Source organism: Ignavibacteria bacterium, from assembly GCA_013177855.1.
Classification (GTDB): domain Bacteria; phylum Bacteroidota; class Ignavibacteria; order Ch128b; family Ch128b; genus Ch128b.
Window position 1 is genome coordinate 33,371 of sequence record JABLYA010000003.1, and the last position, 16,284, is coordinate 49,654.

Below are 16,284 nucleotides of genomic sequence, written 5' to 3' on the forward strand. Positions count from 1 at the left end.
GTTTATATTTACACAAAAGCTCATAATTAGATAATTTTAACAGTTATTAAAGTTTTTTCTCTCACTTAAAGTCATTTTACTCCAATACTTAGCTATTGTTTCATCAACTAAAGTATCTAATCTTGTTGTATCTGTCATTTCAGATATAGGTGTAGTATCCATTAATATATCTCTCATTTGATCAATAAATTGCATAGCACGTTTTGGATTTAACATAGAAAGAACTGTAGGTACTACTATAGTTAAACCCTTATTTGGATTATTAATTATTGTCTTTGCTATTTCCTCCTTAGAAGGATTAATTAATAATATACCAGTAGTTTTCTCATCGTTAGCTTTGTCTAATACTTTACCAGATTTAAGAAATGATTCTTTTTCTATAAATACTACACAAATATTTCCTTCTTCTAAAGCTTGTATTAATACTTTATTTGAATTAGGTAAAAGTTTAGTTTTAAATGCTGCATCTAAATCTTTACTTATAAATCTTCTATATAAAACATTATCAGTAATTAAGTTAATTCTACCAGGAGCAAAATTATTTAATATTTCAAGTGTATTATCTTGTTCTAATACAGGCATATTTATAGTTACACTTCTAGGAGCTTCTAATATAGAACCTTTTCTAACCCTTTCTATATCACTAATAAGTTCTTTAATAAATGGGTCTTCAAGCATTTTCTTTTTATAATTATTAAAAGCTTCTTCCTCATTATAAGGTTTATCTACTCTAGTAATATAAGTGTTTTCTGTTACTGGAATATTATTTGGGTTATGTATAAATGTATTATTATCATTTGAAGACATCTTTCTAGATTGTTTTGCTCTTCCTATATCTTCATTTAAATTAGTAGCTTTAATTTCATTTATATTATTACTAGACAAATTTAAAAGTTTAAACATTTGTATTGGTAATATATCTCTAATATAATCTAATGCCGTTGATTCAGGCATATTTTCATTAAAACGCATTAACATTTTTTCTGTAGATTTGTCAATAGTTTTAAAATTATCATCTATTTTAGGTTTGTCACTATCAATTTTCTCAAGTATTCTAGATGGTTTATCATGAAATTCAAGAGCATTTTGAACACCAGAACTATTTACTAATAAATATAAAGATTCACCCTTATTATTTCTATCTACTTTTATATACAAATCATTTACATAATATGTTTTATCGTCAGTTTCAATTCTTCTTACAACTTTAAAACTATGTAGTTTTGCTTTGTTTCCACTTAATACAATAAGTTTTCCATCTTCATAAACTCCTTCTACATTATAATCATTTAAATTTAGTTTAGGAACTATATTATTATTATATTGTGCATATTTAAATATAGCACTTTGTAAAGAACTTATTATAAACGATTCTATGTTTTTAAATTCTTGTGATACTCCATATCTGGAATCAATACCATATAATAATTTACTCATATCTTCTGAATAAACTTCAGGGTTTATCAACCTCAATAAGTTATTACTTCTATTACTATATCCAGTAGTAGCAGCAATAACTTTTAATAATTCATTATACACATTTGGATAATAAACACGTAATTCTTCAAAAGCTTGATATAACAGTTTTATAGTATATTCATCAAACTGCTTTTGTCTTAATGCTATACTATCTACACCATTTTTATCTATACTGAATACTAAATTATTGTTAAATATTGGATTATCCAATGCTTCAAAAAACCTTTTAAGTTTACGAACGGTATTATTTTGATTTTCTGATGAAATCAGCTTATATATTTCATCTTTTGTAAATACCCTATAAACACCAGTACTTTTATGTACTATAGACATTTGGAAAATTAATGATAATGCGCCTTCCCTAATTTTATCTAAATCCTTTGGTTTAGGATAAACTCCAGCATTTTTTAAAGAGTGTACTAAATATTTCTGTATATCAATACAATAAAAGGTTATTGTTGAAAACAGCTGATTAAATAATTTTGATGATTGAAAAGTTATTTCATCAAATGGTTCCAATAAATCTATTGAAAACCCACTTAAAGATTGATTAGTTGAAAATTCGTAAGAACTACTTAAAGAATAAATATTAGCTTTATCACTTGATGAATACTTATTTAATGTTATTAACTCACTTCCTAATTTTCTGTATGCAATAAAATCTGCTAATATTTGAATTTGCATTTTATTCCATTTATCAGGATCCATTTGTTTAGTTAATCCTAAATTTAAATCTTCTACAGTTAAAGTTCTTCCATTAGCATTTACTTTCTTTAAGTATTTATAAGGATCTTCATTATTTTTTAGCTCAACTCCAAATTCCTTAAGAATTTGAATCAAAATTTCACGTTCTGATTTATATAATCCAGTATCTTTTTTTCTACTATGATAATATTCATAATAAAAATCATAATCAAAATAATCATCTGGATTATTAGTTCTTCTAGGCGTTAAATTAGATTTATCTGTATATTTAATTATTAAAGAGCTTGAAGACATTTTTAAATAAGTAAATCTTTCTATAATATCTTGTGTAAAAAACCTTGATACGAAATCTCTTGGTGCTCCAACCAATATTAACCCTAATCTAGATGTGTTTGTAATTTCATTGCTATTTAATTTAAAAATAAATGGATCTTTTGCTATATCAACGTTAGCACTAATATACATACCGATATGAGTAGATATTACATGACCAGAAGCATCAAATTTTTTCCCAAATCTTATCACAGATTCTATAGTATCGTCATAGTCTTTATGTTTAGTTACAGTACTTTTACCATGAAATGGACAATTTATAACTACATCTTTTATTACTATATTAACAGGTTTAAACGATAATCCAGTGTGTAATACTGAATATGAAGCAGATATACTTACATTTCTTTTACCTGATTTAAAAGTTAACCCTTGTTGAAGTTCTTCTATAAATGATAATAGTTTAACAGGGTCATTTTCACTACTTAATCTATAATTTTCAAGATCTTTATCTGTCATATCTGAAGGAGGCATTTTACCTTCTTTCTTCATGTAATATTGAATATTAGCTTCCTTTTTAAGATAAGCAGCAGACAGAGGTAGTATCATAGAAGGTGTGTTATGGTCTAACAATATACTATGTTGTATTTCAAGTAGTTTGTTCTCCATTTCTTTTAAATTACCATCAACTTTACCTTCTATATATTCTACTTTTACTATATTTATATTATTTAAATAATGTCTAATTATATCATAAGCTAGTAATTCACCTTTACTCAAATATTCATTATTTTCTTTTTTAGTTTCTACAAGTTCTACAAAATTCTGTAATTGTTCCAAAATTTCTTCAGGATCTTTACTATTTATATTTAACCTAAAGTCATATATATTAGCTAAACTTAATTGATTATTAACATCAGTTTCAATCGTTTTAACATTGTTTAAAGCTTTTGAATCATACTTATATTTTACATTTGGTCTAAATACATATAATTTATCAATATCAAAGTCTGAGTCATTTTGTGCAATTACTTCATAAGGTATTACTACAGTATCTCCAAATTCTGCTGGTAAAAATCCTTTGATTTTAATTGGTAACATAGAATTTAGCCCTTGTGTAGGAATACGATATCCAATTATATTTAATAATCTTGGATCTATCTTATCTAAGTCATCAGCAGTAGTAATTCCAAGTTTTTTAGCCATGTAATTAGGCAAATAAACTTCAGCAGCTAAAATTTTACCATTTTCATTACGTATAAAATTTAGATTTTTGCTAATTTCATTTAAAGTTTTTACATCTTTATCATTTAATTTTTCTTTTGAAAATATTTGAGACCTATTTTGGTTTATATCTGGATTACTTATATAAGCATTTGGAACTTGTACATAAGCTGTACCTTGTTTTTCTATTCTTAAACTAGATTTTCTAAATTTAGAATATAATATATTTTCAATTAATGAAACTACAGGTAATGAATCTATAGATAATTTAAGCCTATTTATAGTAATTTTATTACCATTTTTATCTAATCTTTCTATAGTTTCAACTTGAATTTGGTCTAATACCGTAGATGGTACATTCATTTCAAACAACGACTTCTTTAATTCATTTATAAATTTATTGTAATCTGATACAACAAATTCAACATCAGAATAAAGATTATCTGATATAATTACTCCAGAACCATCATCATCTAATTCATGACTAAAATATTTTTTTAAATCTGTTATAGGTTCATTAGTTCTTGCATCTATTGCAGTTAAACCTATAGAATTTAAAAATGAATTAAAATTTTTATAAATTATATTAGAGTACGTATTTTTATAATCTAAATAATGATTGAAAATTTTAGATCTTTTTCTTAATTCTTGAATACCATTTTCTGATGTTAATAATTGTTTAAATTCTTCTTCTGTACCATCAAAATCAGTAGGAATACCTCCATCAAAAAGATTATCAAATATTTTTACACGTATTTGTCTTCCATCTACAACTTTATCTTCTGCAAAGTTATGTGTATCTACTTGAATTTTAAATGTATTTAATCTAGCGGAAAATCCATCCATATGTATTATTGGAACGTTATAATGTTCTACCCCATTTTCATCTGTATACACATTAGGAGTATCATCAAATATATTAATTTCAAGTTCATCTGTTATTTTACTTTTAATACTAGTTTCATCAAATACTAAATGGATACCACTTTCTTCCATTGATTTAGCTAAAACAGTTAATGCAGAATTTTCTCCTATAGTTGGTATTATAGGAAATAGTGCATGTTTTGCAAAATAAACAGTGTTCTTTGTTATAGGTGTAACAGTTACAAATCTTTCATTTGATTCACTGTCGTATGTTTGTTCTATATTATTAACTTTTGAACCATAACCTTGAGTTTTTAAAACTGGAAATACTTTAAGTATTTCTCTTGGATCTATTTTTTCTCCAGCTTTTACCTTATTATACAAACTTTCTTGACTATCAAAATCCCATTCTCCAGCTCTAATAAGTAATTCTCTATACATGTCTAATGTAATATATCCAATACCGTCTGTAGTTTGTATATCTTTATATTTAGATAACAAATAATTTATTTCTTCATCTATTTCTTTTTTACTTAGATTAGATCCTTTATAAAGTTCTCTAGCTATTGCAGCAAATTGTTGTATAGTATCATCTTCTACACTATACATTTTAGTTTTTATAATACCTATGTTAAGGTCTGTATTTGTAACTTGTACACTATTTACAACATTATATAATTCAGTAAGAATTTTTTTTGTATTATCATTATTAACAACTTTTATACTGTCTTGAATTTTATTAAGGAGAATAATTTTATTTTTCTCACTTAACCTAAATATTAAATCAAATCTAGCTCTTGGATTATTAGATTTTATAGAATCTCTTATAATTGTGTCAATATGATTATTTGTATTGTTTTCTGAAGATTGAATAAAATCGTCTACTTCAGTTGATTGTATAAAAGCTTTACCTGTTGCTACTGGGCCACTAGTACGTTTAAACAATTGTGAGAATTGTGAAAAGTCTCCCAAAAACAACATGTGCATTTCAAGTCTTGTATGGAAAAAATCATATATAAAACTTTTTAAAAAGTCATCATCAAAATTATCTATATGCTCTTTTAAAATATTATATTTAGAATTTGTAAGATTTAAATAATCTAGATACTCTTTTAATTCTTCTAATTCTTTATTTATAAAGTTCTTGTCAAATGAATCTTTTAATTCTGTACTTAATGTCATTAATTCATTTTCTATATTTTTTAGATCAGATTCATTTAACTCTTTTTTAGATCCTTTATGTTTAGAAATAATTTGTTTTACAACTTGGAATAATGTAGGATCTAATATATTAGGTGTAATTTTGAAATTATTATTTGAGGCTTCAAATAAAATTAATTGTACAATAGTATAGCTTCTAGAGTCAAAAGAACTATAAGGTAAATTTATTAAAATAGGTTCTAATGATTTGTCAGAAGGCCTTCTTAATACTATATAAGACGTCTTAGATCCGGCTTTTTTAGATTCATGATATAACAATAAATATTTAAACACTAAATCTTGAGGACTTAAATCAAACGTTTTTATTCCTTCAGGAGTAGTAATGTTTAATACCACTCCTTCTGAAAAACCAATATCTATATCAGAAGCCATTCCATCTAATATGATTTGTGCCCAACTTGAATATGGAGCAGCTTTTACAATAGCTGGAAAGTGTTTTTCTAAAAACATCCTTCTTTCTGTAGCATCAGCAATTTTAGAAGCTTGTTTTGCTACATTAACAAATGTAGAATAATAGTTATTTGAACTAACTTCAAAAACTGGTTTTCCTTCAGGATTTAAATGCATGTATTCGACAAAATCCAAAGTATCATCTGCAACATAATTTATTAATCTTGACAATCTTGAATTAATAATATTTGCTGAGAATGGATCACTCATAATACGCTTTTGTTCAACATTGTATTTTAATATTGCTTCTATTACAGCAATTAATTCACGCATTCTATCTTTATCTTTTAAGATAGAATCTCTTATAAATATATGTAATCCTAATTTTCTTAGTTTATTTTCTACACTTTCCCTAATTTTTGGGTCATTTATATTGTTAACATCAGAAAATGCAATTTTTAATCCTTCAGGATGGTCTTTAGTATCAAAATGATTATATTTTTCAGCTTTTTTCTTATTCTCACTTATTTCAGCATGATATTCTGAAGTGATATATCCATTTATTAAATCATTTCTTAGTTTTCTAGCTATTGTAAATTGGTCTGAATTTATAACTCTACTACCATTATTATTTATAATAATTCGTACAAATCTGAATTTTTTACTACTAAAAGTTTGTGCAAATAAAGATATGAACTGAACTTTATCTTTATCATTTAAAGATTCTATATAATCTAATAATTGCTTGTATTTAGGACTTTTAGCAGCTAACATTTGTAACTTATGTTTTATTCCATAAACTCCTTCCCATGTAGTAGTACCATTTAGTTCATTAACTAAAGTTTTATATACTTCAGCAAATGGTATATATCTTTCAGTACCTATACTAGTATGCATATCAGATTTTTCTAATAATCCTGATAATATTAGTTTAATACCTTTGTTAATTTTACTAAGGTGGGACTTAGACAAGCTATCATCAAATTTATCAATTTCTCCTATTTCATCATATGTAAAAGTTTCTATGAGTTCTTCCTGAGAATTATCTCTATTAATTTCATTACCAAATTCATCTACTTCTATAGCTTGTACTTCTATTATATCATCTACTTTTTCAGTATCATCATATTTAATAGAAGTACTAAATTGGGACAATTTAGCTTTACCACTAGTTTTAGCTGTATTTACTGCATATATAGTATCTAAAACTAATTTATTTGTAAACTCTACAGAAAATCCACTTTGCTGTAATGATAATGCGACTTCATTCATGAAGTCTTCAATATTATTTAAAACTTTTTCTCTTATAGAAAAATCTATAGTTCTATCGTTTAAAACCGAGAATAAAGCAATTATTAATCTTTTATTTATAGTTTTTGGATCTATAAAACTACCGTCTTTTATAAATGAATGAATAAAACGACCTTGAACAGTTTGTACAAGTTCATACACTTGAACAGTATTTAAATCTGCTATTCTTGTTTTAACATTTACAGATTTACTAAGATTAATATGTTTAAATTTTCCAGAATCTATAGCTTCATATAAGTCTTTAATTTTGTTAGCATTATTAATATTAGTAAAGAAATCAACAATTTTTTTGATGAAATCAAGTATTTTTTCAAATAAGGACTTCTTTACATTATTATTATCTGTATATAAATCTGATTTACCAGTAAGTTTCCACAATCTAAAATCTTCAGCTAATATTTCTTCAGCTGTATCATCATCTATATCTTTCCCAAATTTTTCTCTTACTGTATTTAATAACGTCTTTTTTTCATTAGTATTTAAAGCAGAATTAAATACTACATGGAAAGCTTCATGAAAAGCTGTACCTATTTCTGCATCTTCCCAAATTTTAACTATACCATTTACATATACACCAAAAGCTTTTCCTTTTGATGTTTCTATCAATCTATTCACAACTTCTAATGGTACATTAGGTAAATTTTGCTTAAACCATTCTCTAACTTTTTCTATATTTTCTCTTTCATAATTAGTATCTTGTTTAGTATTTAATCTATTTTTACCATTAGGTTCTCCAGGATTTGGATATTCTCCTGTTTCTTCAAAACCTAATGTAGTTTCATTATATAAGTCAATAAATAAATCATTTGGATCTTTTACATCCTCTTCAGATGTATTTTTTTTAGGCGATTGACTAAAAGGTCTAAATCCAGTTGGAGTATTACTTGAATTACTAGAAGTATTAGCTAAACCAGTTCCTAACCTTCTAAATCCAGTAGGTAAACCTGAATTTTTATCACCAGATTCAGTATTTGATTTTTTAGTAGATTCTTCAGCAGATTCTTTAGTTTTACTATCTTTAAAATCTGATTTTTTATACTTAGTATCTTGATGTAATATATTTCCTTCGTTATCTATTACATCACCTACTATTAAGTTTATTTGTCCAAAAGTTGGCCCCTTCTTACCACCATATAATGCGATATCAGTAGTTATTATTGGGTTTTCTACTGATTTAGATGATTTAGCAAGTAAATACTTTGCATAACTATTGTAAATATTAAATTTTAAGTTTCCTTTTTCATCTAATGTATATTCTGTAAATTTACCAGATAATGCAATAAGGTCTTTGTTTACATTAAACGTTTTAGTAGTTTCTAACCATCTTACTAATGTAGTAAATCCTTCTTCAGTATTGAATTCATTAAAAGTCATAGTGTTTTTCCCATACACTATAACCTTTTTTTTACTATCTACATAAAATTGTGTATGTTTATAAGAGTTACCATTTCCTATACCATAATGTATAATTCTTGTAATTAAGCTAGTTTTTTCAGTACCTTCAGTAGATTCTTTTGGTAAGATAGGAATATCATTTAATTCATTTTTATTTTCAAGTGTAACTTTTCTTAATAATCTTGCTACAGTTAAAGCTTCATTATGGGTTATTTTTCTTGTGATCAAAGGTATAACTTTGTATTTACCATTAGGAGCTTTTACCACAGTTACTACATGTCCTAATATTGCAAAGTCACAAGATACTGTTACTACTTTACCGTCTATATTAAATATAGCTACAGGTAATTTATCTGATAAAGTTACTACACTTAAAGGTATATCTAAAATATTACCTTCAAAAGCATCTTCTAATGGAACACCTCTACGTCTAAATCCACCAGATTCGCTATATTCAGGTTTAACAAATAATATATGTCCACTCGAGGAATTAGTAATACTAGAATATATAGGCTTAGATGGATCTTGAGTTAAACTTTTTATTATAGCTGCTCTTTTCTTTTTATGTTCATTCATTACAGCTTCTTTAAACTCTTCACTTCCAGCTAATCCTTGATTAGCATAACTTGGAGTATGTAAACTAGTATATACTGGCTTTCCTACTATACTTACATTACCTGCATCATCTACTAAAACATCATTACCATTTTCATCTACTATAACAACTCTTATAGTAACAGTATCTTCATCAATTACATTTAAGTTTTCATCTAAACCACTTTTTGCAATTTCATCTGAATCACCTTCAAAATACTTTACATTATCTTTATTATATATTACATATTTAACTTTAAATCTTTTTGTAAATTCCTCTAATCCTAATAATTCTAATTGTTTATTTATAAAATTATAATATCTTCTTTGGCTAGGTTCAGAGTTAAATATAGGAAGACCATTTGCATCTACATCATCTACTATAACTTTTTTATTATTTTTTTCAATTACTTTATATAAAATATCTACACCAGCTAAACTAGATAATGTATCTATTTTATCCTCATATTCATGATGTTCTCTAGTAGTTTCTGTTGGATCTAAAGTATTTGGATCTTTTTCATATAAATCATTTAATCCTTTGTTTAAAAATTTAAACCTATCCCAATTTACTCCAATTGGTTTATTTTCAGAATTATATAACATCGGAGGTACAAATCCATTACCTATAGCTCCACTATCTTCATAAATAATATAAGCTTTAGGTAATTTTTTAACAGCATAATATTCGCCATTTAATTTAATAATTTCATAATGATTTTCTCCAAAAGCATTTGCAGTTTTTCCATAGAAATCAGATTGTGCTATTTCTACAGAAGTAAAATTACTTATAGTAGATTTAGATGAAGTAGACAAAGATTCTACATCATCAGCTGTTAAAGTACCTTCTTTTATTTTTTTCTCAAATTCATTTTTATCTATTACAGGAGTTAATTTTATAGCATTAATAGGTTTTGCATCTTTATATACGAAGATTACTTTTTCTTTTTCTTCGTATTTTCCTGTTTTTTTATTTTTTACTTTATACTTTACTTTTACAGGTTTCTTCAAAGAATATTTTACATAAGCTTGTCTTCCATTTATTTCTATTATTGGATAAGTATGGGAATTACCTTTAGAATCAACTTCTTTGTAAGCTTTACTTCCTGTAGAATTATTTAATTTATCTAATATATATTTAATTTGATTTTTATCTTTTTCTATATGTACTATATTCTTAGGCTCATCCATAAAATGAATTTCAATTTCTTTTGGATGAGTTTTTAGATAATCTGCTCTATCTTCAGGTAAAAGCTCAGATTGAAAACTAACAAGAGTTAAAAATTCACGTCCATCTTCTGTAGTGTATATAGCTAAGTCTCCATCAAATTTTACTTCTACATTAGTTTTTTCTACAACTGTTACAGTTTTATCATCTAAGCCATCTATTTCATTATAATACAATTTTATAGGTATAGCTAACCCATCATTGTTTATTTCAAAATAAACGTTATAATCTTCATTATTTTGGTTACGATAAGTTACTACTAAATATCTTGTATTAGTTTTTCTGTTTAAAATAATATCTCCAATTGCAAAATATTCTCCAGTTTCTCTATCTATTCTTCCAACTTGTGGGATTGGTAAATCAACTGCTTGTTCAACTTTTGAGTATTTTCCATCTGAAAAATCACCTATACTTTCTCTATATAATATCGCTTTTAAAGTTTGTACTTTTATTTTGTATTTTGATAAAAATTCTTCAGTTTCTTTTTCAGCTTCTTCCTCTGCTTTTTCTTTTTGCTTAGTTTCTTCTAAGCTTAATTCTTTTAATTTATCATCTCTTAAAGCCTTTATAGTAGTTTCTACTTTATTTACATTTCGTTCAATATATTCTATTTTTGGGTCATTAAAAGATTTTTCTAAGAAGATTCTTGTATTTTCTACTTCATCATTTATTCTTTTAATAGCTTCTTCATTAGCTTTTTCTAAAGCATTTAAATGTTTTTCATATAAATCAGGATCTTTATCACTTAGTTTTTCTATACCTTCTAAAGCTTTATTATAATGAGTTTCCTGTGCAGTAGTTAAATCCTCATTAATTTGATTTACAATACCACCTATAATTTCTGTAACAAATACATTTCTATTAAAATCATAATTATCTACATAATCATTAGTGAGAGCTACTATTTTTTGTTTTATTTTATTTATGCTATTTTTAGTAGCCTCTATAATGACATCTATAGCTTTTAATTCAGCTTCTTTTAATTTCTTTAATCTATCAATTTCTTTATAAGAACTAGCATTTTTTATTTTTAGATCGTATGATTTTTCAATATCTGATCTAACACTTTTTAAATGTTTAAGCTTATTTTCATATAGATTTTGAACAATTTTTGATAGTTTATCAGGAAATTTAAAATATAGAGATTTTATTTCTTTTAATAAACTCTTACGTTTATCTTCTAATTCCTTATCTAATTCTTTCTTTTTCTGCTCTATATTTTCTTCAATAGCTTTATGCTTTTCTGATAATACTTCTTTTAAGTGTTTAGCTTTTATATCAGAAACTTGATCATTATCTTTAAATGTATCTGTAGTTAAATCTATTTCTTCTACTGCATTACTATTTTCATTAGCTACAAATACTAATTCATTATTATCTGTTTTATATACTTTACCTTCTACTAAATCTCCATTAGCATTTTTAAATTCATATTTTAAATATACAGATCTTTTTATAGTAGCTCTTACAGGTTCGTATTCTGGAGTATTAGGTACATTAGCTAAAGCTTCTTCTATAGCTTTATCTAAAGCTTCATCAATTTCTTTATATTTTTGATCAGCTACATCTCTAGCTAAAATATGTTTATGGAAAACCTCATATCTTGCTTTTCTAGAAGCTAGTACTGCAAAGTCTCTACCCTTTCTAGTAGCAAAAAACTTTAACATATCTATAGCGTAAAGCCTAGAATTTTCAAGTCTTTGTAAATCTTTTATTAAAGAATTTACTCTTTCTACATTTATTTTATCTTTTTGAACATTAGCTTTTTGTATTTGACCATATATATCTTCATATATATTTAAAATATCTCTTACCTCTTTTTCAAAGGCATCAAAATCTTCTTCTGTACCTATAGTAAACTGTCTATTAAATTCAAATAAATGTTTATCATCCGATTTAGTCTTTTCATCTAATTCTTTTTCTGTATATCTTTCACCTCTTTTTTCTTCTATTTTCTTTTTAGTATTATAATAAGCTCTCATTTCATCTTTAAAATCTTCTTCTAAAGATGTTTTGATAGCTTTTAAACTATTTAAAGAATTAATAGCTCTTTGTTTAGCTTCTTCTTTAGAAGAGCTTACTACTTTTAAACTAGATACAGTAGAAGATATATTATTAGTTAAAGTATTAACCTCATTTTCAATATTTTTTTCTTTAGTTTTTAAATGTGCATCAACAGTATTTAGTTTTAAAGTATCTATTTTTTCTAGTACATTACTAAATTTTTCTGTAAATGCCTTTGAATCTAAATTATCAGAATTTAAACTTTCTAATTCATTTTGTATTTCTTGTAAAGATTTTTCAAATTCATCTATAACTTCTATTAAATCTTCTGGTAACTCATCTCTGGAAATATCTAAGATGAATGATATAGTTTTAAATTTATCTAAAGCTTCTTGTACTTTAGCTTTTTGTGCATTTACAGGATTAGAGTCAAACTCATCTCCCAAAAACAAACTAAGTTGTTGTGGTTCTTTTTCATCTTTGCTTTTAGAATCAAATTCTTTATTTACTTCACTTAATTTATCTAATTCAGTGATTACACCATCATATGCATTCTTTAAACTATTCTTTAATTCTACAATGGATGTATTTAATTCTGAGATAAGTTGCTGCTTTTTAACTTTAAATTCTTCTAATTCTTTTCTTCTATTATCTAATTCTTTTAATAATTTATTACGTTTTTCTATAACATTAGCAGAAAGTTCTTCTTCTACAGAACTTAATTCTTTTCTTAATTCTTTTAGTTTAGTATTATTATTAATAACAGCGTTAACATCTTTTTTACCTGTTAACCTTTTATTTTCTAACTCTAATTCAAGTATTTGCCTTTTTAAAGTTAATTTTTTTATGTTTAATTCATTGTTAAGAGCTACAACTTCAGGGGATACTTCTCCTTTATCTCTTTCTATTAAATCTATTTGAGCTTTAACATCCTCTATAGTTTTATCTATTTCTTTTATTTGTTCTTCCATCAATTTTTTCTTAGCACTTAATCTACGAATCCTTTCTTTATCTACAGGATGCATAGATCTTTTTAGTAAGAACAATAAAGAAGCTCCATCTATAATTTTATTAGAATGCTCATCTATAGCTTGTAATATCTCATCTTGTCTTTGGTCTATAATATCTCCATACGACAATAAGAAAGCTAACTGCTCTTTATAATCTTCTACATCAGGGTCATAGTATTCAAATTGATTTGTATCTTCAATTTTATTTACAGTTCTTATAGCTTTTCTAATAGCTTTAATTCTATTTTCAAGTCTATTTATACTTTCTTGTTTAGCCTTCTCTTTTTCTTCAGTACTTAAATTATTATCTTGAATATCAAATAATTTAAAGTATGAATCAGCATCCATTTCTTTTAATGACTCTACATAATCATCTACAGTTTGTCCTAATCCAGCTAATTCCCTAGCACGTACAAAAGAAAACAAATCTTGATCTTGAGCATCTAAGAATGCTTTTTTATCATTTTCTATTAAACCATCTAAAGCTTTTTGATTAGTATGTAAAGATTCTACTGTATTTTGAATTAGTAACCTTGTGCTAAGTGGAAAACTATTACCCTTTTCATTAAAGTAATTTACAAATCTTTCTACGTTTGAATATAGTTCTTTTCTTTCTTTAAAAGCACCATAAGATCCACCTACCCACAAGTCTGCTCTTTTACCTGTTTGAGCATCTATACCTAATTTACCAGGTAAAAGTCCTTTACCTGGCATACCTATTAATCCCATAAAAAATCCCATCCATGCTTCAGTAGAAGCATTTGGATCTGTTAAATTATATAAAATACTCTTTGACATTGAATCTACTAAACTAGCAGATCTAGTTACATTGTCAGGATCGTATTTTTTAAGATAATAATCTTTAAGAGCTTCATCATAAAATCCCTGTAAAAATTCTTCTGTTCCTTCACTTAATGGATTTTTTATAAAGGTCTTAATATTATCTAAATGTTTAAATACACCTTTTGGAGGGGTGAATTTTAATTTAACAGTTTCATCTAAAGCAGCTCCTCTTATTTCTTTACCTAAAACTTTTCTTTTAAAAAATCCAGGTAAATTTAAAGTTTTTGTAGATTCTTCAATAGCTTCTTCTTTAACTTTATTTTCTGCAAGTGTTTCTCCAGTTTCTAAAGCTTCATCTACTCCTTTTTTTATTTTTTCTTTATTAGTTTTTGATAAAAATTTACCTGCTGTAGACTTTTCTAATTTTACTAAACTTTTAGGTAATAAACTATTAGCAAATCTTAACCCAAAAATAGATGGAAATTGTATAAGGTTAGAAATTCCAACAGTAGCCATATTTAAAGCAAATATGCCATAGCCAGCTGTTAAAGCTTTATCTTCAAAATTTAAAACATCTTTTAATACTGCTGCATTTTCCCTTTTTTGTAAAGCTTGTTTAGCTTTTAAATATTCTGCCATTTCTACATCAGTAGTTTTTGGCATGTTTTCTACAGCTTCGTAATCAGTCCTAAATTTGTTTCTAAATTCTTCTCTTCTATTGTTAGCATAAGTTTGTTTTAAATCTGTATAAAAATGATTAGCTTGTAATATAGATTCAAAACCAGCACCTGTTGCTAATTTTCTAGCATTACCTAATGCTCTATCTATAGTTCTAGTACTTGCTAATTTATCAGCATATTTACTTATGGATAATACATCATCTGCTTTAGTAGCAGCTTTTCTAGTTTTATCAATAACCCTCACTAATTTTGAAGTTTTGTTAATAGCTTCAGCTGCAACTTCAGCTTTTTTAAAAGCACTTAAAAATCTTGACCCTTGAGCTAATATTCTAGCACTATTAGCTGCTAAAGCTGTTACTCCAATACCTGTTGATGCAGTTAAAGCTGCCGCAGCTGCTTCAGTAATAACTGCTCCTGCTATAAAAGCTGCTGCATCTGTTGATAAATCAAAAAGCATTAAAGGATGACTAAGAGCTTTACCAAAAAACCCCTTTTCTTTAAAATCTAAAGATTTATATACAGGTAGTGTTTTATCTATATATTTGTTTGCATTATCTAAAGCTTGCATTAATGAGTTATCCAAAAATTTACTAGCATCCCAATTATATAAAGCTGAACCAACTCCATAAATCAAACCTGTAAGACCACCTACTACATTTGTTCCTGTTTTAAGTGTAAGTTTAGTCATAGATGATCCATATGCTGATAATGCATCTTGTTTTTCTGAACGTCTATGCTCTAACATTTCTGGACTTTGTAATCCAGACATTAATTCAGCGCTAGACATTTTTGAATCAAATCTAGATGGTCTATATACATCTGGGTATATACCTGAAAATGATCTATCATCTATATAATCTGCATTTAATTGAGATATAATTCTACTTGTTTTATATGCATCAGAAAATGCATTATATGGAACTAGTTCATAAGTTCTAGCAGTTTTTTGTATTAATTTTTTTTGTTCATTAGTATATGGATCTACTATAATATTGTTATCTGGTGTTAAATTGCTTGTATTTACTGTAGTTTCATCTATTGTTGGAGTGTTAGGAGTATTACCAGAAACAATAGCATTGTTTTGTTCTTGCAATAAAGTTCTTAATTTGTTAATATCCATAGC

Annotated in this window: 1 protein-coding gene; it reads right to left on the minus strand. The window is 26.0% G+C overall.

The window, feature by feature from the left end; genetic code table 11:
* Positions 1-36 precede the first annotated feature (36 nt).
* Entirely contained in the window at positions 37-16,281 is a 16,245-nt protein-coding gene (locus HPY57_12795) for a hypothetical protein (GenBank protein ID NPV12656.1), read from the minus strand.
* Between the last annotated feature and the right edge of the window lie 3 nt (positions 16,282-16,284).